The sequence below is a fragment of the Megasphaera sp. AF13-6AC genome (assembly GCF_027685385.1).
GTDB classification, from domain to species: Bacteria; Bacillota; Negativicutes; order Veillonellales; family Megasphaeraceae; genus Megasphaera; species Megasphaera micronuciformis.
Genome location: NZ_JAQCUN010000008.1, coordinates 1 through 25,578 on the forward strand (window position 1 = coordinate 1; position 25,578 = coordinate 25,578).

General features: G+C 43.6%; 19 protein-coding genes and 1 other annotated feature. Of the genes, 16 read left to right on the forward strand and 3 right to left on the reverse strand.

Translation table 11 applies throughout. From position 1 onward, the window contains the following. The coding region (locus PGX78_RS01050) for an efflux RND transporter periplasmic adaptor subunit (RefSeq protein ID WP_270444958.1) at window positions 1-546 on the forward strand (546 nt) is incomplete at its 5' end. 11 nt (window positions 547-557) lie between these two features. After that, the gene (locus PGX78_RS01055; RefSeq protein ID WP_270444961.1) at window positions 558-3,710 is read left to right on the forward strand and encodes an efflux RND transporter permease subunit; all 3,153 of its coding nucleotides are present in this window, start codon (window positions 558-560) and stop codon (window positions 3,708-3,710) included. 98 nt (window positions 3,711-3,808) lie between these two features. Here the strand turns inward: PGX78_RS01055 and nadE are convergent, their stop codons facing one another. Then, window positions 3,809-5,704: an NAD(+) synthase gene (gene nadE, locus PGX78_RS01060; RefSeq protein WP_270444963.1), complete on the reverse strand. Its 1,896-nt coding sequence runs from the start codon at window positions 5,702-5,704 to the stop codon at window positions 3,809-3,811. Between the two features lie 161 nt (window positions 5,705-5,865). On the opposite strand from nadE, the gene PGX78_RS01065 reads away from it, so the two are divergent. After that, the gene (locus PGX78_RS01065) at window positions 5,866-6,054 is read left to right on the forward strand and encodes a twin-arginine translocase TatA/TatE family subunit (protein ID WP_270444965.1); all 189 of its coding nucleotides are present in this window, start codon (window positions 5,866-5,868) and stop codon (window positions 6,052-6,054) included. Window positions 6,055-6,185: 131 nt separating this feature from the next. Then, a complete protein-coding gene (locus PGX78_RS01070; RefSeq protein WP_270444967.1) occupies window positions 6,186-7,088 on the forward strand; it encodes a vWA domain-containing protein in 903 nt (300 codons plus the stop codon). A 55-nt stretch (window positions 7,089-7,143) separates the two neighbouring features. On the opposite strand, the gene PGX78_RS01075 is transcribed toward PGX78_RS01070, so the two are convergent. Together PGX78_RS01075 and PGX78_RS01080 are read right to left on the reverse strand one after the other, a co-directional pair. Then, a complete protein-coding gene (locus PGX78_RS01075) occupies window positions 7,144-8,103 on the reverse strand; it encodes a 3-hydroxyacyl-CoA dehydrogenase family protein (protein ID WP_270444970.1) in 960 nt (319 codons plus the stop codon). Between the two features lie 57 nt (window positions 8,104-8,160). Next, window positions 8,161-9,435 carry a M18 family aminopeptidase gene (locus PGX78_RS01080; protein WP_270444974.1) on the reverse strand — a complete coding sequence of 425 codons (1,275 nt, stop codon included), beginning with the start codon at window positions 9,433-9,435 and terminating at the stop codon, window positions 8,161-8,163. Between the two features lie 148 nt (window positions 9,436-9,583). Then, window positions 9,584-9,820, forward strand: a binding site (T-box leader). A 55-nt stretch (window positions 9,821-9,875) separates the two neighbouring features. Between PGX78_RS01080 and ilvC the strand changes: the two genes are divergently transcribed. The 12 genes from ilvC to PGX78_RS01140 form a co-directional block, all read left to right on the forward strand. Beyond that, window positions 9,876-10,886, forward strand: coding sequence for a ketol-acid reductoisomerase (ilvC, locus tag PGX78_RS01085; protein WP_270444977.1), 1,011 nt, complete (start codon window positions 9,876-9,878; stop codon window positions 10,884-10,886). A gap of 27 nt (window positions 10,887-10,913) precedes the next feature. Then, window positions 10,914-12,641, forward strand: coding sequence for a biosynthetic-type acetolactate synthase large subunit (ilvB, locus tag PGX78_RS01090; RefSeq protein WP_270444980.1), 1,728 nt, complete (start codon window positions 10,914-10,916; stop codon window positions 12,639-12,641). Continuing rightward, a complete protein-coding gene (ilvN, locus tag PGX78_RS01095) occupies window positions 12,610-13,119 on the forward strand; it encodes an acetolactate synthase small subunit (RefSeq protein WP_270444982.1) in 510 nt (169 codons plus the stop codon). Before ilvB ends, ilvN begins: the two co-directional genes overlap by 32 nt. Window positions 13,120-13,215: 96 nt before the next feature. Beyond that, window positions 13,216-13,809, forward strand: a complete 594-nt coding sequence (locus PGX78_RS01100) for a DNA-3-methyladenine glycosylase I (RefSeq protein WP_270444984.1) — start codon at window positions 13,216-13,218, stop codon at window positions 13,807-13,809. Between the two features lie 103 nt (window positions 13,810-13,912). Next, window positions 13,913-15,259, forward strand: coding sequence for a Trk system potassium transporter TrkA (trkA, locus tag PGX78_RS01105; protein WP_270444985.1), 1,347 nt, complete (start codon window positions 13,913-13,915; stop codon window positions 15,257-15,259). Window positions 15,260-15,262: 3 nt separating this feature from the next. Next, window positions 15,263-16,693 (forward strand): TrkH family potassium uptake protein, encoded by a 1,431-nt coding sequence (locus PGX78_RS01110; RefSeq protein ID WP_270444987.1) that lies wholly within the window; start codon window positions 15,263-15,265, stop codon window positions 16,691-16,693. A gap of 11 nt (window positions 16,694-16,704) precedes the next feature. After that, the gene (locus PGX78_RS01115) at window positions 16,705-18,159 is read left to right on the forward strand and encodes a TrkH family potassium uptake protein (protein ID WP_270444989.1); all 1,455 of its coding nucleotides are present in this window, start codon (window positions 16,705-16,707) and stop codon (window positions 18,157-18,159) included. A gap of 23 nt (window positions 18,160-18,182) precedes the next feature. Next, window positions 18,183-19,634, forward strand: coding sequence for a TrkH family potassium uptake protein (locus tag PGX78_RS01120; protein ID WP_270444992.1), 1,452 nt, complete (start codon window positions 18,183-18,185; stop codon window positions 19,632-19,634). Between the two features lie 116 nt (window positions 19,635-19,750). Further along, the gene (locus PGX78_RS01125; protein WP_270444995.1) at window positions 19,751-20,287 is read left to right on the forward strand and encodes a ComEA family DNA-binding protein; all 537 of its coding nucleotides are present in this window, start codon (window positions 19,751-19,753) and stop codon (window positions 20,285-20,287) included. Further along, window positions 20,284-22,221, forward strand: coding sequence for a ComEC/Rec2 family competence protein (locus tag PGX78_RS01130; RefSeq protein WP_270444998.1), 1,938 nt, complete (start codon window positions 20,284-20,286; stop codon window positions 22,219-22,221). Before PGX78_RS01125 ends, PGX78_RS01130 begins: the two co-directional genes overlap by 4 nt. Beyond that, window positions 22,208-23,233: a DNA polymerase III subunit delta gene (gene holA, locus PGX78_RS01135; protein WP_270445001.1), complete on the forward strand. Its 1,026-nt coding sequence runs from the start codon at window positions 22,208-22,210 to the stop codon at window positions 23,231-23,233. The genes PGX78_RS01130 and holA overlap by 14 nt, the downstream gene beginning before the upstream one ends. Window positions 23,234-23,305: 72 nt before the next feature. Then, window positions 23,306-25,578 (forward strand): PHP domain-containing protein (locus PGX78_RS01140; protein ID WP_270445003.1); only part of this gene is annotated, 2,273 nt, incomplete at its 3' end.

Here is a 25,578-nt window from a genome sequence, read left to right on the forward strand (position 1 = left end):
AATAATCCCGTATTCGTCGATTTTACAATCAGTGAAGCCGAATACTTGGAAATGGTCAAATCCGGGGCCGGTAATCCTACATCTTGGGGCGATCATTTAAAATTGCGTCTCAGTGACGGATCCATGTATGCTTATGAGGGACATATTGCACAAGTAAATCACGGTATGAACGGTAACTCGGGCTCCATTGTTGTAAGAGCTGTCTTCGATAATCCGGAAAATGTTCTCTTGCCGGGTATGTATGCTACAGTCGTTTCCGATGCACAGGTTAAGAGAAAAGCGATTACCGTACCGCAGCGTGCCGTACAGCAGACTTTAGGTAAATACTTCATTTCCGTTATTAATGAAAACGGAGAAGCTAAACAAAAAGAAGTAAAAGTAGGTCCGCAGATCGGCAAATTCTGGCTGATTACGGACGGTTTACAAGATAATGATATCATTATCGTTGACGGTTATCAGAAAGCTAACGGTGCAAAATTGAATCAGCATTTGTTGACGAAGGATGATATTCTCAACCCTTCAGCCGATGACGGACAGTCCAAATAGGGGGATCAAAAGTGATATCTAAGTTTTTTATAAACAGGCCGATTTTTGCTATCGTCATCTCTCTGGTCATTTCCATTGCCGGGATCTTGTCGATTATAACCTTGCCTGTTTCCAAATATCCTAAGGTTACACCGCCGCAAGTTCGTGTATCCGCCATGTATACGGGAGCTAATGCGGAAGTTGTCGGAACGACCATTGCCAGTGTTATTGAACGGCAAATGATGGGGGTCGACGATTTAGACTATATGGAAAGTACCAGTAGCGACAACGGTATGTATTCTCTGACCGTTCAGTATAAGAGCGGCAGTAACGAAGATATGGATACGGTTAATACTCAGAACCGTGTCAGTCAAATATCGGCTACCTTACCTACGGAAGTTACGAGTACGGGCGTAACCGTACAAAAGTCGTCAAATTCCATGGCAATGGTATTTTCACTGGTATCGCCTAACGGGACTTATGACGGTACTTTTATGAAAAACTATGCAACTCAGTATTTCATGGATGCATTGAAGTCCGTAAACGGTGTCGGTACGGTTCAGGAATTCGGTGCCGATTACGCTATGCGTATTTGGCTCGATCCTTTAAAAATGAGTGTTTTACAAGTTACACCGACGGATGTCATTACGGCTATTCGTACGCAAAATTCGCAGGCTGCTGTCGGTACTATCGGTGCTCAGCCGTCTCCGACGGATCAGGCTTATCAGTACACTTTGCGTGCTAACGGCCGTTTGTCTACGGCCGATGAGTTCGGAAATGTAATTATTCGAACCAATAAGGACGGCAGTGCGGTTCGCGTTAAAGATATCGCCAAAGTGGAATTGGGATCGAAGAGTTATGACGTATTCGGTTTATATAAGGGTAACCCCAGTGCGACATTTATGGTCAGCTTGTCGGCAGGAGCTAACGCTATGCAGGCTGTTTCCGGAGTTAGAAAAGCATTGGAAGAAGCTAAGAAAAACTTCCCCAGTGATATGGAATACAAGGTTATATATGACAGTACGAACTTTGTTCGTGAATCCATTAAGGAAGTTATTGAAACCTTCATTGAAGCGTTATTGCTTGTAGCTTTAATTGTATATCTTTTCTTGCAAAGCGGACGGTCGACGTTGATTCCTTTGATTGCCGTTCCCGTATCCTTGCTCGGTACTTTTGCACTCTTCCAGGTACTCGATTTTACGATTAATACGTTAACCCTTTTTGCCATGGTATTGGCAATCGGGCTTCTTGTCGATGATGCTATCGTCGTTATTGAAGCCGTTGAGTATGAAATTAAATACAATAATAAAAAGCCTAAAGAAGCGACAATTATTGCCATGGAAAACGTACAAAACCCGGTTATCGGGGTTGCCTGCGTGTTAGCGGCCGTATTTGTTCCCGTATCTTTCTTAAGCGGCATGAGCGGCATCCTGTATCGGCAGTTTGCCTTGACTATTGCTATCTCCGTCGCCATATCAGCCTTCGTCGCACTGACTTTAACGCCGGCACTTTGTGCCACAATGCTTAAGGTTCACAAACCTACAGAATCGGCAAAGGGGATTGAGGTATTCTTTGAGAAATTCAATGAATATTTTGATAAATTTATTAACTGGTACGGCAAGAGGCTGGCTCACTTGCAACTTCATTTAAAGTGGGTAGTGGCTTTTCTTGTCATTATCAGTGCCGTAACCGGTCTTTTGTTTACGCGTATACCCACCGGCTTTGTTCCGTCGGAGGATAACGGGTTTGCCATGGTCGATATTACACTTCCCGAAGGTACATCTCAGACGGAAACGGAGAAGGTAGCTCGTAAGGTAGGCACGTGGTTGCAGCAGCAGCAGGGTGTTAAGGACGCCATGGAAATTGTAGGCTTCGGCATGTTGGCAGGCGGCCAAAAGTCGAATGCGGCCGTCGTATTTGTCACTATGGATGATTGGAGCGAACGAAAGACCAAGGATTTATCTATCGATACATTAGTTGGCAAGGCTATGGGATTCGGTAATGCCATTCCCCAAGCTACTGTTATAGCCATTAATCCGCCGCCTATTGACGGCATGGGCACAAGTTCGGGCTTTACCATTGAAATTGAAGACCGTGGCGGTCACACTACGGCCGAATTGGCGGATGTAGCGAAAAAGTTTATCGCTGCGGCAAGCAAACACCCGGAGATCGGTTCGATTCGCACTTCATTCTCCAATGATACGCCTACGTATCAGTTGGATATTGACAGAGAACAGGTAGCTCGACAAAAAGTGGCTTTAACGGATCTGTATGCCGTCTTACAGGCGTATTACGGGTCGTATCAGGTTAATGATTTTACGACTTTTGGACGTAACTTTAAGGTCGTACTTCAAGCAGCACCCGAATTTAGAGAAAAGATTCAAGACAATCGACATATTTACGTACGAAACTCGGACGGTCAGTTGATTTCTGTAGATAACTTCGTTCGTCCCAAAATGACGGGTACGGCACCGATGATTACCAGATTTAATGATTATCCGGCTATTACGATTACCGGTTCGCCGGCACAGGGCGCAAGCTCGGGTGATGCCTTAAAAGCCCTGATGGAAACGGCGGGTACGACGCTTCCTGAAGGCTATACGTATGAATGGGCGGGTATGAGCCGTGAAGAAGTAGCTGCAGGCAGCAAGACCCTGTATATCTTCGCGTTGGCATTACTCTTTGTATTCCTGGTTTTGGCGGCCTTATATGAAAGTTGGAAAGTTCCGTTTGCCGTGCTTTTCAGTGTGCCTACGGGATTGTTCGGAGCTTCTTTATTTGTATACTTACTGAATCAGACAAACAATATTTATTTCCAAATCGGTATTTTGGCAGTTATCGGTTTGGCGGCTAAGAATGCTATCCTCATTATTGAATACGCAAAGGTGCGTGTTGATGAAAGAGGGATGGATGTAGTTTCAGCAGCTATTGAAGCAGCGAAGATTCGACTTCGTCCTATCGTTATGACATCTCTAGCCTTTGTCATGGGTTGTATACCTTTGGCTATTGCCAGCGGGGCCGGAGCGGCATCTCGTGTTACCATGGGGATTACGGTCGTTTTCGGGACATCCGTTGCGACCATTTTAGGTGTGTTTATCATACCTATGCTCTTCATTATTATTGAAAGTATAGGTGGCGATAAAAAGATACGTGAAGAAGGTCAGATTACTCGTTTACACGAATAAAAGGCCTAAAAAACAGGTACTTCCCAAAGGAAGTACCTGTTTTTTGCTTGAAGAGAAGACCGGTCCTTTATTATAAAGGGCCGATCTTCATCTTTTAGTTATTGAAGTAGCTTCTTTTTTAAGCGTTCATACTCTTGCGTGTAGTACGGTCGTATTTGTGATTCCCTAAGGTCATTGCCGAAAGCTCTTCGGCTAATTGCCACCATGGGCGGTGACTGAATTCTCTTAGCGACAGCAAAGCCGGAAAAAAGGTTCCACCAACGTTCCAAATCGGCAATGAATTCGGACGGACCCGGAAAGATGTTGGTAATACATAAGGGCGTATGCAGGTTTTCTTCCAGAGTCCCTTCGTCATACCAACGCAAAATCGTTTCGGGTGTGGCTCTTTGCCAACGTTCGACAAAGGAGGAGAAGAGATAGTCATGATAGGGATAGATAAGCGGATCACCCTGGCCTTTTGTAATATCCTGAGCGGCCGATAATTCAGCACTGGGAATAATGTCGATACTGCCTTGGGGTACTACTTCACGGCCAAAGACTTCAGTATTAAGATAGTGTGCCAAGTCGTATACCTGGTGTTTCCATAAATCGGCTGTAGCGGCTAAAAAGCCGGCCCCGTCTCCGTATAAGGTGGCATAACCGACAGTCATTTCAGCCTTATTGGCGTTACAAGTAAATGCTCCGCCAAAGGCAGCGGCAGTGGCCGCTAAAATACGCGAAGATCGATCACGAGCCTGGACGTTTTCTTCCATAAAAGGTGTAAGTGTAAGAGGCGACAATACCTCGCCGTTACGAGTAAGATTCATTTGTAAAAATTGATTTCTCGTAAGTTCCAGGCTGTCTTGGACAGGAATGACCGCATAAGTACAGCCGATATTTTTAGCCGATTCTTCAGCAAGACTTTTGGTCATTTGCGAATTATACGTACTCGGCATATTGACGAGCAGCATATCTTCAGGTTTAAATACCGTTGCGTAAAGAGCTGCGTTTACCGCTGAATCGATACCGCCGGACACGCCGATGATGACCCTGCGGATACCGGCCTGTTCCGTAAACTTCTGAATCCCGTAATGCAGGGCTTCATAGATAGAAGCGGTTTCAGAACGCTGCGAAGATACGGATTTCGTGCCTGTAAAGGAACGGGTATTGGGATCGAAAGTCAAGACGACCAATTCATTTGTATAGGGAATACCTTCATAAAAAAGAGAACCGTCGTTATTATAGGCTGTAGCCGATCCGTCGAAGGTATAAATATTTTTCCCGTTATTTTGGACACCTGTACAGTTTACATAAACAGCCGGCTTTTTGAAGCGGTTTAACGAATGACCGAAGAGGCGATGGCGCCGTTCCGGTTTCCCTAAGGTAAAGGGAGAATTGGAGATATTTACATACAAATCTATATCATATGAATCGTTCAGATAAGACATGGGCTTTACGGCATAGTTTTCATCCCAACTGTCTTCACAGATTAAGGGACCTATAAGTAACTCATCGCCGTTTTTAAAAGTCAGATGAAGCGGTGACAGAAAGTCTTCCGGAAAAGCGTGGCGTTCCGTAGCCACCTCGGTGAGAGAGGTAAAATAGCGAAGATCATCGAACTCTCTGTAGTCGGGCAGGAGGGTTTTTATATAAAAGGGATAAGGAGAACGCCCGGGGGCAATGAATTTACCGTTTTGAGCAATAAACATGGCATTATATTTTCGTATGCGGCCATCAGGATTGATTTTTTCCTTTTCCAACGCGACATTACCGAATATGACGGTAATATTCTCCGATAAGGTTCGGATTTCTTCGCCCAGACTGATACATTCATTCATATAGTCGGTCTGATCCCAGTTATCGCCGATGAAATATCCCGGTATACACAATTCGGGAAAGATGATAAGATCGCAATTTTTGGTGATTGCTTCTCGAATATATTCTTTCATGCGAGTTACATTTCCCCTTGCATTTCCGGGCTCTACCAATAGTTGTGCCAAGCCGATTTTTAACATAGTCTGCCTCCTTCGACATATCTTGTTATAATACTACCATAATGAAAGCGGTAAAGACAGACAAGGTGCATAATTAATCTTTTTTGTGTGACCGCGTTTCATGGTATAATAAAGAAGTTTCAAAAGTTTTATTAACATCAGCGGAAGGATTGTGACAACACATGCATTTAGGCGTACAGGAATTGGTAGTTATATTAATCATTGTTATCGTACTTTTCGGAGGTAGTCGTCTTGCAGGCATCGGTAAGGCTTTGGGAACAAGCATGCGTGAATTTAAAGAAGAAGTAAACCGCAACGAAAGTGATGACGAGAAAAAGGGTATTTCGAAGGACGAAAAATCGGAGAAATAAACCTGTATAAAAGATTGTGATGAAAAGAAAACTTAATTGTTTAAAATAGTTTTAGAAAACTATAGAAAGAGATTCAGTTTTCTGATATAATAATCCGTGTAATCGAGTTTATCGATGAAAGGAGATTCAGTATGAAATTAAAAACTGCATTTGCAACCTTGGTTGCAACCATGTATATGGCGTCTTTCGGCGTCGTAGGAGCGACCGGAACACTTTCCGATACGGTTCTTTCACAGTACGGAGCAAGCGGTATTGCCGGGAATTCATTGAAGGGAAGCAGCTCTGATTGGGTGTCTCAACTTCTTAATATGGTTAAGGGCGGTGCTTCGGCCAAGGATATCGGCAGTACCTCCGCTACGGGCAACACTTCTTCGGCTTCCGATAATAAGGGGATGACGGATAAAAAAGAACGGCCCAATCATTTGGAATTGGTCATGGTCATCGATCAGAGCGGTTCCATGAGCGGATTGGAAGACGATACTATCGGCGGCTTCAATTCCATGATTTCCAAACAGAAAAAAGATGATGTAGATGCTAACGTAACGGCTGTTGTTTTCAGCGATAATGCGAAGACTATTTATGATCGTGAACGCTTGGGAAATGTCCGGGAAATGACCGATAAGGAATATACTCCCGGCGGTATGACAGCTCTGATGGATGCTATCGGTACGACTATTACGAAGGTCGAAAAGTATGATGGCATTAACGAAAAGAATAACAAGGTTCTTTTCGTTATTATTACGGACGGTCAGGAAAACGATAGTAAGGAATATACGAAAGATACAATTAAACGTATGATTTCAGATAAACAGGAAAAAGACGGTTGGGAATTCGTTTTCTTGGGCGCTAACATTGATGCCGCATCGGAAGCTAAGAGTATCGGCGTGAAAGCGGAAAATGCAGCAAAATATAAGAATACGGATGCAGGTGTAAGAGCTAACTATGCAGCTGTGGCTGACTTGGCAAAAGACATTGTGTCGGACAATCGTATTCGGAGCAACTGGAAGAACAATTTAGTTGAAGACAATCAATAATGACATGAGAAAAGCGCTTATCCTCGGATAAGCGCTTTTTTGTACTTTCTAAAGATTAGAACTTTTCTCCGTGTTTATCTTTTTGCAGCCATTCGATAAGAATTTCTTCACGGCGTTCTTTTATGGCATTTAATTCGTCGGCGTGCCATTGATAAAGGCCTGTACCTGTTTTTGCACCTAGGTTTCCTTCATCTACACATTTTTTTATAATTGCAGAACCTTCTTTATCATCGGCTAAATCGGCATTCAAATAAGCGGATATATTATAGAAAATGTCGAGACCACCTAAATCTGCCGTTTCCAAAGGTCCGGTGACGGAAAGACGGCGTCCGATGCTGTATTTACAAATCGTATCGACAGCTTCGGCTGTAGCAATACCCTCCTGAACGCAATGAAGGGCTTCACGCAAGAGTGCAAACTGTAAACGATTGCCGACAAAGCCGGGCGCTTCTTTTAAGAGTGAGACAGGTTTTTTGCCAATCTTTTCCATTAATGCCCACGTAATGTCTACGACTTCTTGTGATGTCTTTTCGCCGGGGACGACTTCAACCAAGGGAATTAAGTGAGGCGGATTCCAAAAGTGAGCTACTACGAAACGTTCGGGATGTTTTAAAACGGCGGCGATTTGTGTAGGGCTGAGTCCTGATGAATCGGTGGCAAAGACGACATCTTTGTCTATATATTTTTCTATTTCTTGGTAGACCTGTTGTTTTACAGATAATTCTTCAGCGACGGACTCAATGACAAAATCCGCATTTTCTACTGCATCTTTCAGCGTAGTTACGCCGTGAATCCGGTTTAAGACTCTTTCGGCTTCTGCAGGGATCAGCAATTTGTTTTTTGTCATAATATCCAAGGTAAAGCGAATGTTTTTCATCGCACGGTCAATACTGGTATTTCTACGGCCGAACATGTTTACTTTATAGCCGGTTTTAGCAAAGGCTATGGCTGTACCGAATCCCATGGTACCGCAACCTAAGTTACAAATTGTTTTTATATCTGTTATGTGTTTCATATATTCTCCTTTGGAGGCAGTAAGGTATATAAGTACTGTTGCATAAACGAATGATAATTAAGAAAAATAGGCTTGCAATAGTGAGATTAAATGCGACTGGTCGGCAGATCCTGCCGTTTCGAAGGTAGAGTGCATGGAAAGTAACGGAATTCCTATATCCAGTGTGCGGACGGGTAAATTGGCCGATAAAAGGGAGCCTAAGGTTGTGCCGCCACGTTGGTCGGCACGATTGACAAAGGTCTGGACAGGAATTTTCGCTTCTTCAGCCAAGGCGGTTATAACGGCGACAGCTTCCGCATCACCCGCATAGGACTGGTCGGAAGCTCGTTTAATGACGACGCCGCCGTTTAAAACGGGATAATTTGTTATGTCGTTTTTTTCTTCGTAATTGGGATGGTAGGCATGTGCTACGTCGACGGACAGAAGAAAGGCGGAAGCACATTGACGGGTATACGTGTCTTCGCTATAGCCCAAGTCGACATAAATTCTCCTCAGTAAGTCGGGAATGATAAATGATGCGGCCCCTTGCTTGGTTCTACTTCCCACCTCTTCGTTATCAAAGAGGCAAATCATAGAAAGACCTTGAGGATGAGACGTTTCCAAGGCTTTTACGCAAGCATCGACGGAGGTCAGATTATCTAAACGGGAAGAGCCTATAAATTCATTATTTAGGCCCATATAAGTAGGTTGTATGAGAGGATATAAGTTAAGATCGTAAGCTAATATTTCGTCCTTTTCAATATGGCAGATATTACCTAAAGCAGAGAGGAAAAAGTCATCTGTCGTGTTTTTATCGAAAAGTGTCAGAAAGGGTAACATATTCGTTTGAACGTTGAAGGATGCACTTTCGTTGACAGTCCGGTTCATATGAATCGCCGGTTCGGGGATGACAGCTACGGGTTTTTCAAAATTAATGAGGTGACTTTGGGGTGCAAATGCCGAAGGTCCTTTAGTAATGACTTTGCCGGCAACGGATAAAGGGCGGTCCAACCATGCATGTCTGATTAGGCCACCGTAAGCTTCTATGTTTAACAATCCGTAGGGTGACCTTCTTACCTCAGGATTCGGCTTGATTTTTAGGCACGGAAAGTCGGTATGTGCCGCTGCCAGACGTAAACTGTTCAACGGATCTGAGCCTATAGTAAAAGCAATTAAGGTCGAATCATAATAAGAAATAAAATATTTTTTATGGCATTCAAGGTTCCATTTTTCAGTCGGATTCAGTTCAATAAAGCCGGATTTTGTTAAGCGTTCCTTGCAGATATTGACGACGTGAAAGGGTGAGACCCCTTGCTCGATAAGGTTAAAGAGAGATTGCGTTTGTTGAGTCATAATTCGCTCCTTTCGCATAAAAACTAACTATATCAAGTATTATAGCACGACGAAAAGTGGCATAAAACCGATACGGACAGGTAAAAAATAATTACTTGACAGGCAAAATTACTTTTATGTATAATACGTTCATACCTCATGCAAATACATAAATCTGATGACGGGAACGAGTAGTTTCTTCTCCGTGTCTACAGAGAGTCGACGGTCGGTGCGAGTCGATGACAACGAAGAAATGAAAATCCTCCTTGAAGAGCGATACCGAATTTATTAAGTATCGACGTTATTTCTACGTTACAGGAAACGCGTATGTTAGTACGTTGTAGAGTGCCCGTCTTGTAAACAGTCGGGAATCAGGGTGGTAACGCGGATACAGTCCGTCCCTTTAGGGGACGGACTATTTTTTTATCCTTATTATTTTAATTTAACAGGGGGAAACTTAAATGGCAAAGGTATTTTATGACAAAGATGTGGATTGCAACTTACTCAAAGAAAAAAAGGTAGCCGTCATAGGCTATGGAAGTCAGGGCCATGCGCATGCACTGAATTTGAAAGAATCGGGTGTAGACGTAGTAGTAGGCCTATATGAAGGCAGCAAATCCGCTGATGCGGCACGTAAGGCCGGACTTACGGTTAAGACCGTTTCCGAAGCTGTTGCGGAAGCGGATGTAACAATGGTTCTTATTCCCGATGAAAAACAGGCAGCTGTATATAAGAGTGAAATCGAACCTAATTTGAAGAACGGCAGTGCCCTTGCTTTTGCACACGGATTTAATGTGCACTTCAATCAAATCATGGCTCCCGAAGGTGTTGATGTTTTTCTTGTAGCTCCGAAAGGACCGGGTCATCTGGTACGTCGTACATATGTTGAAGGCGGCGGTGTCCCCGATGTATTTGCCGTAGGCCAGGACGCTACGGGACATTGTTTCGATTTGGCCTTAGCTTATGCCTGGGGGATAGGCGGTACACGTGCGGGCGTTATCGAAACGACGTTTAGAGAAGAAACGGAAACGGATCTGTTCGGGGAGCAGGCCGTCTTGTGCGGCGGTATTTGTCAGTTGATTACTAACGGTTTTGAAACGCTTGTAGAAGCAGGCTATCAACCGGAAATCGCTTATTTTGAATGTTTTCACGAAATGAAGTTAATCGTCGATTTAATGTATGAAGGCGGTATGGCGAAAATGCGTAAATCTATCAGTGATACGGCTGAATACGGTGACTATATGTCGGGTAAACGCGTAGTTACTGACGAATCCAAGAAAGCTATGAAGTCGGTTTTGAACGATATTCAGGACGGTACGTTTGCAAAGAGTTGGTTACTTGAAAACAACGGCGGCGGCAGAGCCCAATTTTTGGCTATGCGTCGGTTGCATGGCGAACACGAATTGGAAAAAGTCGGTGCTAAATTAAGAGCTATGATGCCCTGGTTGCAAACAGATAAAAAAGAATCATAAATCCGGATAAAGGAGGGGATTCGGTAAATGTTGATGAACGGTGCGAAAGCGGTCATCGAGTCGCTGAAAAAAGAAGGCGTTGAAGTTATCTTCGGCTATCCCGGCGGAACGGTGCTCACATTATATAACGAAGTATATAAAGATAAATTCCCGAATATTCTGACGGGACATGAACAGGGAGCCGTGCACGGGGCGGACGGCTATGCGAGAGCTACCGGTAAGGTCGGAGTTTGTTTTGCCACGTCAGGGCCCGGTGTATGTAACATGGTAACCGGTATTGCTACGGCTTATATGGATTCGGTACCACTGGTTGTAATCAGCGGTCAGGTGGCAACTCATTTGATTGGTCGCGATTCTTTTCAGGAAGCGGATATCTCGGGGATTACCACGCCCATTACGAAACATAACTATTTGGTAAAGAACGTACACGAGTTGCCGCGTGTTTTAAAAGAAGCCTTTTTTATCGCTCGTAGCGGTAGACCCGGTCCCGTTCTCGTCGATGTAGCTAAGGATGTGTTTGATGCCGAATTCGATTATGAATATCCTGAAACTGTTCAATTACGAGGGTATACGGGCCATTATGAAGGCAATGAATCGGATCTTGATGAAGCTGTGAAAGCTTTGGGTGAGTCCCGACGTCCCGTCTTACTTACAGGCGGAGGTATTGTTTCGTCCGATACGGCACAAGTTTTGCAAAAGGTAGTTGAAAAATTGCAAATTCCCGTTGTGACGACCTTAATGGGGAAAGGGGCTATACCGGATACGTATGACTACAATTTAGGAATGGCGGGAATGCACGGTACGGTGGCAGCCAACCGAGCTATTGTAGGGTGTGATTTGCTTTTGGCTATAGGAACTCGATTTGATGACCGTGTAACCGGTAATGCCAACACCTTTGCAGCAAGAGCTAAAATCATACACTTTGATATTGATCGCGTGGAAATCAATAAAATTGTCCATTCTCATGTGAGTGTTAACGGCGATTTGCGTTGGTCTTTGTCTCTTTTAGCCAAAAAAATTCAATCGACAGGGGATCGATTGGCGGAACAATATGCTGTATGGCGACAAGAAGTAAAGGAAACGGATCGGGCCTATCCTTGTTACTCCAGAGATATAAAGAATTATGTCTCTCCGCGTAAATTGATGCAGGAAGTGCGTAAACGTGTAGGAGATTCGGCTATTATTGCTACCGATGTGGGACAGCACCAAATGTGGGCGGCACAGTTTTATGATGTTACACAGTCCAGACATTTTCTGACTTCAGGAGGGTTAGGTACTATGGGGTACGGCTTGCCTGCCGCTATGGGAGCACAGTTAGGTTGCCCTGCAAATCAAGTAGTCCTCTTTTCCGGAGACGGAAGTATTCGCATGAATTGCCAAGAATTGGAAACGTTGGCTAATTATCATATTCCTGTAAAGATTGTTGTTTTGCGTAACGGCGTCTTGGGTATGGTCAATCAGTGGCAACGAATGTTTTATGAAAAGCATTACGCCGCATCCGTCTTGGGAAATCATGCCAATATGCCGGCAGTGGCTACAGCTATGGGTGTTAAGGCTTTTGCCGTACATAATCCGGGCGATTTGGAAGAAGTATTGGATGTTTTCTTTGCTGTCGACGGTCCGGCTTTTATAGAAGTGGATATTCCGCCTGATGAAAATGTATACCCCATGGTTCCGGGCGGGAAAAAATTGGATGAAATGATCATTGGAGGTGATGACAACCATGAGACAACATCTGGCACTGCTTGTAGATAATAAGCCCGGCGTATTGACCCATGTAGCGGGCCTTTTGAGTCGTCGCGCCATTAATATAGAATATATTAACGCGGGCTATACAGAAGATACGGACGTAACGCGAATTAATATAGTTGTAACCGTAGAGGATCGTTGGGAATTGGATCAGGCCGTCTTTCAATTGGCAAAGCTTATTGATGTTATTAAGGTGGTTACGCTTGATGATAATCCCTTTGTAAGCTATGAATTAGCTATGATTAAAGTTCTCTATACAACGGCTAAAGAACGGATGGATTTGAGCAATTTAGCTGAGCTCTTTCACGCCAAGATTGTCGATGTAGGAAAGAATAGCCTTATGTTACGTTTAACAGGAACGGAAGAACACGTAGAAGCGCTGTTACAAATGTTGGATGAGTACACGATATTAGAAATTGCCAGAACGGGACAAATCAGTTTAAGTCGCGGTGAAACGGCTGTTAAAGGGGTACAAATTTTATAAAAGTGTATAAGGGCATGTGTCGTATAGGACACATGCCCTTTACGTTTTTGTAAGCACGGTTTATGATGTACATATGTCTTGAAAGGGGGTGAAGATGTGGGAATTTGTGATTGGGCAAATGTTAATGAAAAAATGAAGTCATATCATGATTGTGAATGGGGCGTTCCCGTTTATGACGACACCGTACAGTTCGAGTATCTTGTATTGGAACTTATGCAAAGCGGTCTGAGTTGGAATACGATTTTGCAAAAGAGGGAAACCTTGAAATCGGCGTATGCGAACTTTAACTATGAGGTCTTGGCTGACTACGGGCCGGAAGAAGCGGATAAGATTATGACCTGTGAAGGGATTATTCGTCAAAGGCGCAAGATTGAAGCGGTTTTTCAAAACGCCCGAGCCTTAAAAACAATACGCCGGGAATTCGGATCATTCAGCGATTATTTATGGAGCTATACGAAGGGAAAGGTATATGTCTATAAAAGTCATGAAAAGTGGGGAGTACCGACAGCCAATGAGCTGTCGACGACTGTTGCCGCTGACTTGAAAAAAAGAGGTTTCGTATTTTTAGGACCCGTTACCGTGTATTCTCATTTGCAGGCTTGCGGAATCATTCATGACCACGCGTCTTCATGCCTTGCCGGAGAGATTATCAGACGGACGGCACCTCTTGTATATCGGGACGATATGTAAAATTTGATGATTTATATATAGCCATAGGCTTGTAATGAGAGTATGATAGCTTTAACAAGTCAGTAATAAAGTAAGTATATGCGTATACGTAGGAGGTAACAGGGTGCGTATAGTTGTTGTCGGAGCGGGTAAGCTGGGATACAGCATCGCCGAGTTATTATCAAATGAACAAATGGATGTAGTCGTAGTCGACCATGATGAAGATCGTCTGGAAGTCGTGAAAAATACCTTGGATGTGTTGACTGTTCCGGCGAACGGCGCCAGTCCTGTAACCATGAATGATCCCGATATTTACGGGGCTGATATTCTCGTGGCGGCGACGAGTAGTGACGAAACGAATATGATTTCCTGTATTTTGGCAAAAAAACACGGAATCTCTTATACGGCGGCACGTATTAGGGATTTGGATTTCCTGTCTGAATCCAAAGTCTATTTAAAAGAAAATTTTAATATTGATTTAATGATTAACCCTGAATATATTACGGCTCGCGAAATCAATCGTATTTTGATGACGCCGGCAGCCTTAAACGTAGAAGATTTTGCCCAAGGTAAGGTGCGGATTTTCGAAACGAAGATTCAGCCCGGATCTCAGTTGGCCGATATTCCCTTAAAAGATTTGCGATTACCTCAAGATGTTTTGGCGGGACTTATTTTCAGAAATAATCGAATGATCATTCCTCACGGCGATGACTATCTTTTACCGAATGACAACACCTTTTTTGTCGGTGCGTCCGGAGAAATAGAAAAGTTCAGTAAGCATTTTGTCGGGACGGGTATCAAAGCTCCCGAACGAGTTATGATTATCGGTGCCGGTCGTACGGGACGAACCTTGGCTAGCATGTTGGATAAACAGGGCGTTCAAGTAAAGGTCATCGAAAAGGATGCCGAACGTAGTCGCATGGTAGCGGAACGAATTGAAGAAGGCATCGTCGTTCGCGGAGACGGAACTGATATTGATTTACTCACCCAGGAAGGAGTGGGGGAAGCGGATGTCGTCATTTGTCTTACGGCTGATGACAAGCTGAATTTGATGTTGGCCCTCTTAGCTAAGCATTTAGGTGCTTCCAGAACCATTGTGCGCGTTGCCCGCATTGAATATGTGGAGTTAATGGAAAAGGTCGGCGTCGATATTGTATTATCCTCACGCTTATTAGCTGCCGGTGAAATTTTAGCTTTTGCTCGGCGAGGCGGGGTTGTTTCCGTCGCTCTTTTGGAAGGAGCTAAAGCGGAAGCAATGGAAGTTATCGTTCAGAAAGGGTCGTATGTAGAGAATAAAAAACTGATGGATTTGCAATTGCCGAAAGAATGTCTGATTTGTGCTTTTGTTCGTGATGATGAAGCCTTCGTACCGACCGGACAATCATCACTACAAGCCGGTGACAGAGCGATACTCTTTATTCGCATGGAATTTGCCAATAAGGTAATGAAATATTTTGCAGGAAAGGCATAGGAAATGAAAGGTGCATTTATATTTTACGGCTTAAGCCGTATCTTGGCGTTTTTTACGGTAGGTGCGCTTCTTATTACGGCCTTGTCTCTATATTCGGAAACCGGCGTGACCGTGTGTTTTTTGCCCACTCTGGCACTTGCCGGTATAGGCTCTTGCCTGTGTTACGGGCCGGGGAAAGCACGTCGACAGCAAATGAGACTTAGTGAAGGAGCCGTATTACTTACCGGCTCTTGGGTAATTTTAGCTCTCTTGGGAGCCTTGCCTTTTATAATAAGTCATAGGCTTTCCGTAGTTGATGGCATCTTGGACAGCGTTTCGGCAGTTACGACAAACGGTCTCTTTCTTTTAAGTCATGAAGAAGCGGGGATTTTTAAGGACTGGCATATTCTTTTAGAATGGATGGGTGCTTTTATCTTTATTAATCTGTTCGTAACCGTTATGCCTCAGATTAGTAAGGTTTTCAGTATCGGCCTGTCCGATGATAATCCCTTTGCTTTTACACCCGGTATTCGGCGTATGAATTCGTACTTAAAACCCGTATCGGTTACCTTTGTCGTCATTACATTGTTGTCGATCACGGCCTTTATTATGGCGGGGTTACCTTTACACACCGCCGTATTACAGGCTTTGACGACTGTTTCTACAGGCGGTACGACAGTTGAACACTTAGGAAACCGCACTGTTGTTTGGGCCTGTGTTTTCTCAATGTTCTTAGCAGGATGCAATTTTTTATTGTTATACAGAGTGACATCGGAGAGAACTTTACGACCGTTATGGCGTAATACGGAAATCCGAGTGTTTTTGGCAGTTCTTCTCGGTGCTACCTTGCTACTCAGTATGAATGTTCATGATCGAGCCGGATTTGAATGGAATGAAAGTCTGCGTTTATCCGTATTTTATGTGTTATCCTTTTTGACGACAACGGGATTTACAGGTGCTAATTTAGCACTCTTTCCCGACTTTGATAAATTGCTCCTTTTTATTCTCACCTTTGTAGGCGGATGTGTCGGATCGGTTACGGGGGGAATGAAAATTATTCGTTTTCTGATTTTATTTAAAATGTCGTCTCAAGAATTACTTCGAACCTTGCATCCCCAGATGGTTATCAGTGTTAAAGCCAACGGAGTATTCGTGTCTTTGCCCGTCATTAATCGTGTATTAAATGTATTTTTCCTTTTTATCGGGTTGTTTTTTCTGTCTATTTTAATTTTGGCACCTGCCGGGCTATCTCCTTTAGAGGCACTTGGGTTGGCAGGGGCAGGGTTGACGGGGACGGGGGCGACGGCGGCCTTATTCGACTTGGGTGATGTAGGTTCTTTGCCCGTTTGGGCCAAGGCCTATTATTGCATACTTATGATTTGGGGGCGCGTTGAAGTCGTTGCCTTTTTGTTAGTCGTACAGACGACGATACACTTTTTTAAGCATCGTTGGTAGGAGCTTTTTGTATGAATCTTAGAATTACGGCCTACTTATTGGGTAAATTGGCCGTTGCTTGTGCCATGGCATTATGTATTCCTTTGGCTGTAGCCGTGTTGTACAACGAAGAAAATATTTCCGCATTTTTGTGGGCCATAGCATGGTCGGCAGGCACGGGAGTACTTCTTGTAATCGGGGGACACAGGGTGAAGGATACACTGACGGTCCGAGAAGGTATAGCCGTTACCACTTTGGGGTGGGTTTTAATAACCTTTCTGGGTATGATTCCTTATGCGGCAGGCGGCTACCTATCCGTTTTGGACGGTATTGTAGAAACTATTTCAGGCCTTTCCGGTACGGGAGCTACGGTTATTGATGACATAGAGGCCTTACCTCAGAGCCTTATTTTATGGCGGTCTTTGACACACTGGTTCGGCGGTTTGGGAATTATCGTTATTTTTATCGCATTATTTCCTCGTTTCGGCAGAGGTGCCGTACGTATGTTCAATGCCGAAAGCACGGGACCTACGGATTCACGGTTTTTACCGCAAGTCAAAGAAATGGCAAAGGCTCTTTTTACGGTTTATGTAGTTTTTACAATTATCTGTACCTTGGTTCTTTATGCGTGCGGCCTGGATTTTTTAATCGCCGCGGACCATGCCTTTTCCACTATTGCTACCGGCGGGTTTTCCCCGTATAACAATAGTGTAGCCCATTTTGACAGTCCTCTTATTGAGGGCATATTGGCTTTTTTCATGATTATATCCGGTGCCAACTTCGGTATGTATGTGGCGGCATGGAGAAAAGGAATGGGTTGTATACTTAAGGATACGGAGTTTCGCACTTACTGTTTAGTTATATTGATAACTACACTGCTAATGTCCGGCAATCTGATTTTGACACAAGGCTGGACTTACGGCTATGCGTTGCGGGAAGCATTCTTCCAGTCTGCATCCATATCATCTTCGACGGGTTTTGTATCTTATGATTTTGATACATGGCCGACCTTTTCCAAGTATATTCTGATCTTTCTCATGTTTGTAGGAGGTTGTGCAGGCTCGACGGCCGGGGGACTGAAAGTTACTCGACTGATGTTGTTATTTAAAACGGCTCGAGCCTTATTGCGTCAGAAAATATATCCTCGCGAAGTAATAGCTGTCAGCTCTAACGGCAGTGAATACTCGGAAGAAGTATTGTTTCGTGTCGTAAGATTTTTCTTTGTCTATGTTATGCTGGACCTGTTGTGGACCGTATTGTTGGTTTGGGACGGGGTTCCGGTATTCGAGGCTTTAGGAGTCGGTATTTCGACCATGGGCAGTTGCGGACCGTCTTTCGGCCTTTTCGGGGCTACATGTACCTATTCGGCTTTGCCGCCGTTCAGCAAGGTTGTCGTATCCATATCCATGCTCATGGGCCGGCTGGAATCATTCAGCGTTCTCGTCTTATTCTTGCCGTCTTTTTGGCATAGGCGTCAGGGCTGGTAATCTCACTAATCATCGGAGGAAGTATGAACTTCAGAATTGTCGGGCAGTTTCTCGGACATATAGCCTTGGCTGAAACGTGTGTTCTCGCTATTCCCCTGGTGTCTTCCCTTATTCATCGAGACGGGGCGACTTCTGCGTTTGTTTTTTCCATGGTTATATGTTTCGGCATATCGGCTCTGTTTTTTTCGAGCGGTGAAAGTAAGAAGGAAAAGTTAACCATTCAGGAAAGTATTGCCATCACAGGATGCGGCTGGTTATTGGCTACTGCGGTCGGTATGATTCCGTATATTTCGGGCGGTTATTTGGGATATCTGGATGGTCTGTTTGAAAGCATTTCGGGCTTTACCGGTACGGGCGCGACAGTTATTGAAGACCTGTATATTATGCCTCCCAGTCTCTTGTTATGGCGTAGTATGACGCACTGGTTAGGAGGTTTGGGAATTGTCGTTATCTTTATTGCTCTCTTACCGGAATCAGGTAAAACCTCATCATATATGTATAACGCTGAAGCAGCCGGTCCGACAAAAGAGCGCATTTTACCTCGTCTGCAGGATATGACAAAGGTTCTTTTTAAAATCTATATGGCATTTACCGTATGTGCATTTGTTATATTTTTAACTTGCGGGATGGATTTTACAGGAGCCGTCAACCATGCCTTATCAACCGTATCAGCCGGAGGTTTCTCTACATATAATGAGAGTGCGGCTTATTTTGATGATGTATATGTTGAAGGGTGGATGACTTTTTTTATGGTTCTGGCAGGAGGCAACTTCGGCCTTTATTATCGTGCCTATCATAAAGGAGCTGCCGTCTTACTTAAAGATACGGAATTTAAAGCCTATTTATCTATTTTAGTGGTAGCCGCCATTATTATTATCGGTGATTTAATGGTGGAACTTGATTCAGATTTTTTTACAGCTCTACGATATGCGGCATTTCAGACAGCCTCTATAGCCACGACGGGTTTTGTCTCTGCCGACTATGACAGATGGCCGGTTTTGTCGAAATTCCTTCTCATGGGTCTAATGATTTGCGGCGGCTGTGCGGGATCTACGGCAGCAGGATTGAAAATTTCCCGTGTAGTCATTCTTTTTCGTTCCGTGAGGTCTACCGTTCTTCACTTACTCTATCCTAAGCATGTAGTTGAGGTTATGATGAACGGAACGACCTTACACGATAGTACGGTATTGCGTGTAGGCCAATATTTTTTTATGTATATTTTCTTCATCCTCTTTTTTGCACTTCTTTTAGCATTTGACGGAGTAGGCGGTTTTGATGCCTTGGGAATCAGTGTTTCCACTATGGGGTGCATCGGTCCGGCCTTCGGCGTTACGGGGGCGACTTGTACATATGCGGATTTATCTTGGTTCTCTAAAACCGTCATATGTTTTTCCATGCTTTTAGGACGTCTGGAAATTTTTACGATCCTTGTCATGTTGCGTCCCGGTTTGTGGAAGGGCAAGAATACATGGTAATAATTAACCTCTCATAATAAGGGCGGCATTATAATTACATTAGAAACAAGAAGAAAGGACAGACTTTTCAGATTCTTTAGCCGAAAATGGTGTAAAACCTATTCGGAGGGATGAGTATGAAAAGAATCTTCTTGCTTTTTCCGTTACTAACGGCATTGGGATTGGCCGTATACGGAAATTCATTGGTAGAGGCTACGCTTCCGGAAGAAATGATAGCCGTTCCGGAAATTCAGGTAGAAAATGACAGACTTTTATATGTTTACATAAGCGGAGCCGTCAAAAGCCCCGGTGTATATTCTTATAAGCGTCCGCTTTTAGTAGGTGAGGTTATTAAGGATGCAGGCGGTTTTAATTCCTATGCAGACAGCGAGGCCATAAATGCGGCGGCTCCTATAGAAGATGGATTACATATTCATATTCCTTATAAAACGGACGGAATCGGGGTTGCGGTTAAAGATGATCACAAAATTCACCTAAACGAGGCTGATGAAAAAACGTTGACAAGCTTAAACGGTATCGGTCCTGCAATGGCAGCCGCCATTATCGCTTATCGTAATGAACACGGATCTTTTACATCCGTAGAGGAGTTAAAGCAAGTAAAGGGAATTGGCGCTGCCAAGTATGAAAAGTTGAAAGATGTCGTAGATCTATGAGTAAGTATTTGTCTTGCAGTCTCGTTATTTGTGTTTGTACGGCGATTTTTTTACATGAATACGTGCAGGTGTCGATTCTGTTGTCAGTCGTTACGGGTTTTATCTGTATTTGTATAGCCTTCTTCGCGCGTAAACGAAGGAGGCTGTTTTGTATATGCATGTGCGGGGCCGCTTTTTTCTTTTCATGGGCATGGACGGTACACAGTGAGACAAGATTTAACTCCTTGCCTCACTATTTAAGCGGAACCGAGACGGAGGCTGTTTTTCGAATCTGCGAAAAAAAGCATGTTTATAAGGAGAAAAACCAGGTTGTGACTGTTTATCGAGCCGATTTAAAAAGTCACGGCGGTAAGGGGAGTGTACTTTTATATATTCATGGAGAGAATCCCTTTGAAGAGGGCTGTGTGGTTAAGGGTCATGTATTCTGTACGGCTCCCGTATTTAAGAAAAATTACGGGACTTATGATTTTTATCATGCCTATCGCTACGGGAATATTTTTATGAAATGTAAGGATCGTAAGGAAACTCCCTTAGAGATTGTCGAGTTGCCGTCAATGTATGATGCGTCCTTACACAGTATACGTCTAAAGATAACGGATTCTTTTACGGAGGTGATGGGAACACGCCTGGCATACGTTTTCACCTCTCTTTTGTTTGGCGGTCATTACGATGAAATAGATGAAGATATTATTCGCAATTTTTCTCTTACGGGAATGATTCATATTCTTTCCGTGTCCGGTTCGCATATAACAATCCTTTTAAGTGTTATTTGGACCTTAGCCGGAGGCTTGTCGTTAAGTCGTCGTGTGAAACTGTCGGGGGCTTCGGTGGTACTTTTTTTGTACTGTGCACTGGCCGGATTTACAGTACCTGTTATACGATCGGCTCTTACGGGTATGGCGGCTGCTTATGCGGCGGAAGGAAATTGCGAACACTCACCTTTACATATATTGTCATTAGTTGCCCTGTTTTTTTTAGCGGAGAATCCCTTTGTCTTTTACGATCTGTCTTTTCGGCTGTCTTTTTGCGCCGCTGCAGGTATTATTTTGTTTACGCTCAAGACGGAGGCGGCCTTGTCCTTTTTACCCATTTTTTTACGTCGTTGTACAGCCGTCTGCATAGGTGCACAGATTCCTGCAGTGCCCTTGTTAACCGGAACTTTTGCGGGCCTGCCTTTATATACCTTGCCGGCTAACCTTTTGGTGGGATCCGTATTGGACGGGCTTATTGTAGCGGGACTTGTAGCGGCTCTGGCTGTATATATTATGCCTTTTTTCGGCGGAATTATCTTACATATTTTGAAGCCTTTTTTGTGGGCTGCCCTTAAGGCCAACGCTTTTTTAGCTGCGTTACCGTATAGTTTTATCTCGACGGGAAGTATGGGGCCTTTATTGACAGGGGCCTATATTCTTGCAGTAGTTGCCTTTTATGGAACCTATAAAAGAAAAGTAGCGGCTTTTTGTTCCGTTTTTATTTTTAGTGCAGCTGTTTATACGAATTTTTCTCATCGACAAGATTGTCAATTGATGGTTCTTGATACGTTGCCTGATTATACTGTATATATTAAAGAAGATAACGGAATGTCCAAGATGTGGTATAATAAGAAGCAAAAGTTCGGAGCTTCCTGCATTATGTCTGTAGTAGCTCCGGCCCTACATCATGAAGCAATTTTTTCGGTAGGAGAAGTATTTTTGTCAGGGCAGGCGACGGAGAAAATAAAGACTGACATACAAAAATCCTTTAAAATAAATGTTGTTTCAGGAGGATGTCCCGATTTTACGAACGAAGAGTTTCGTATATGCGGAGACGGCATTGAATTTATAAAGACCGGAAAAAAGCTTAATGTAAAAGAATGCGGTGAAATAAGGGCATACGAACATAAAGGAAGATGGCATTTCGAAACATATAGTGGAGAAACATATGAAACATATTAAGATTATATACGGTACGGAAACGTACATGATGGAAGAAGAAAGAAAAAGTTTTATAAAAGCTTGTGAAAGTGATTGTGGAGAAAAGCCTGAAATTACGACTTTTCACAAGGATGATACGGTCTTTACCGTAGCGGAAAATATAGATGGAGAGTCCTTGTTTTCCGCAGCCACCTTAACGGTATGGAAAAATCCTCCCGTCCTACCTTTAAAGAAAGGCGGCAGGTCGAGAAGCAAAACCGACAAAAGTGAGGACTTGTTGTTGGAGCGACTGGCACAGACGGGAACAGGCCGCTATGTTCTTTTTATAGTCGAGGGGGCTGTTGATACGGGCAGTGCTTTTTATAAAGCTTTACTCTCTTTGGCCGATGTAAGTGCGTGTGAAGCCGTGACTGAGAAAAATGTTATGTTTCATGTAGATACATATTTAAAAAAATACGGCCTTACGCTGACCGCAGAGGCGCGGGGCTTGATGACGGAAATGTTTCATACGTGGAGTACCATTTCTCTTTTTTACGTTTTTTCAGAACTGGATAAGTTAGCTATTGACCCGGCTAGAAAGCATATCAGTCCGGATGACTTGGAAGGATTGTTTGCCGGAACGGTAGAAAAAAATCTCTTCACCTTCGGGGAATATTTTCTGTTTCGTAACGGAGAAGGCTGTATTCCTTTAATGAAGAGTCTCTTTGCCAAGACTGAAGGATTTATGAAAAGTACGGCATATTTGATGTCGAGATTACGCATGTTACGTGCCTATGCGGAGCTTGTTGCCGACCATAAGGACAAGGCGACGATCGAGTCATTAATGACTAAAATCAACAACGGGCGGCCGGTTCGCGGCAGTTTGTATTACTTGCAAAAGTATCTTAAATATTGGACAATAAAAGAGTTGGATACACTGATATGTGATCTCTTTATCTTGCAATTGCGTATGCGTCGGGGAACGGCTGCACAGGAAGATGCGGAGGCACTTATTTGTCTGTACTGCAGCACGTCGATGAAAAAGAATCAATAAATGCTCGTGTCTTGTTTTATACATGAAAGCGGAATTACTCGTGTTATATAGCCGTTGATTTAAAGGATTGTTATGAAATACTATCATATTGTACCTCAAAAAGAATTAAAGCTGCCTTATGGGGATAAGCGTTATTTGAATATACAGCGCCTAAAAGTTTGTCTTGATAAGAAGTCCTGGCATATTACTGCTGATTTGCCGAACGGTGCGGATATAGCCTTTTTTTCTGATTTATGTCGTAAAGGCTTGTCCTTGGAAGGAGACATCGTTATTGAATGTTTACCTACATCCGAAACCGATAGAGATGAAGAATTATGGATGCCTGAAACCATTGAATCTCCGGTGGATGATGACGGGGCGGATCCGGGTGCCGGTGAAGATTATGCTATTTTTCATGAAGACATATATGACGACGGCGAGGATTTACATGATGAAGAATATCTGAAAGCCTGTGCCGTCGCTTCCAGGCCCGAATTGAGCTCATCTTCGAGTAAGGGGGCAACAAGAAGTAAAACCGACGATACACAAGGAAATGTATTGCTGGGCCGAGCTATATCGGTTCAGGAAGTAACGCCCATTGACGATGTACTCGGAGAGGAACGTAATAAAGTTGTCTTGCACGGTAAGGTTGTTCAGGTCGAGTTTAAGGAACTTAAATCAAAGCGAATCTTATTGAAGTTTCAAATTGCCGATAAAACAAACGGCATTTCGGCCATGAAGTTTATTGATACGGGAAACGGCGGCAAGTACGGCCGTAAGGGGATGACGGAGGAAGAAATAGGCCTATTAAAGCAAAATCTTACTGTTAATACATCCGTTCTCGTTGGCGGGAATGTTCGTTTCGATACGTATCAAAATAACTATGTACTCAATGTCGACTCTATTATGAAAGCTCGTGAAGAATCGAATGAACGTATCGATACCCATGAAAACCCGCGAGTAGAACTTCATTTACATACTACAATGAGCGATATGGATGCATTGATTACGGTTAAGGACCTGATTAAGACCATTAAGAAGTGGAATCATCCCGCCATTGCCGTAACGGACCACGGTGTTGTGCAGTCCTTTCCTATGTTACAATCCGTAGCCAAGGCAAACGGTGTTAAGGTTATATACGGTATGGAAGGGTATTTATTCGATGAAGAAATCGATAAATCATATCATATTATTATTTTAGCGAAAAACCAGGTGGGCATACGCAATTTGTATAAACTTGTCAGCATATCCCATTTGAAGTATATTTACCGCGGACGGCCGCGTATTCCTCGTAAAATTTTGAACGAATACAGAGAAGGACTTATTTTGGGGTCGGCCTGTGAAGCGGGGGAATTGGTTCGTTCTATGGTTCAGAAACGATTGCCTTATGACGAACTGAAAAAAATTGCCGAGTATTATGATTATTTAGAAATTCAGCCCATATCCAATAACGGCTTCCTCGTTCGAGAAGGCTTTGTTGATGATGAAGAGGGGCTTAGAGATATTAATCGAACGATTTTAAAAATCGGCGATGAATTAGGGAAAATGACTGTCGCTACTTGTGATGCTCATTTTATGAATAAGGAAGATAAGATTTATCGAGAAATTCTTATGACGGGAAAAGGCTTTAGAGATGCTCAATTTCAGCCTGATCTCTATTTACGTACTACGGACGAAATGTTGGAAGAATTTGCTTACTTGGGCAAAGACCGGGCGGAAGAAGTTGTTATTACCAACCCCAATAAGGTTAATGACTGGGTTGAAGCGGTAACGCCCGTACCTAAAGAAAATCTTTATTTTCCGAGAATCGAAGGCTCGTCGGAAGCTCTGAAGGAAATGTGTCTGCGTAAGGCTCATAAGATATACGGTACGCCCTTACCGGCTGTTGTTGAAGAGCGTCTGGACGAAGAATTTACCTCTATCTTCGGCAACGGGTTCGGCGTTCTGTATTACATTGCTCACAAGTTGGTTAAGCATTCGAATGATGACGGTTATCTTGTGGGATCACGAGGATCCGTAGGTTCGTCCTTTGTAGCAACCATGTCGGATATTACGGAAGTAAACCCTTTGCCGCCTCATTATGTATGCCCTTCGTGTTGTCACAGTGAGTTCTTTACGGACGGATCCGTTGCCGGCGGGTTTGACTTGCCTGACAAAAATTGTCCTGAATGCGGCACGCTTATGAAAAAGGACGGACATAATATTCCTTTTGCTATTTTCTTGGGTTTTGAGGGCGATAAGGTACCCGATATCGATTTGAACTTTTCGGGGGAATATCATCCGAAGGCTCATAAGTATACGGAAGAACTTTTCGGTAAAGATAATGTATTTCGTGCCGGGACTATCGGTGCCGTACAGGATAAGAC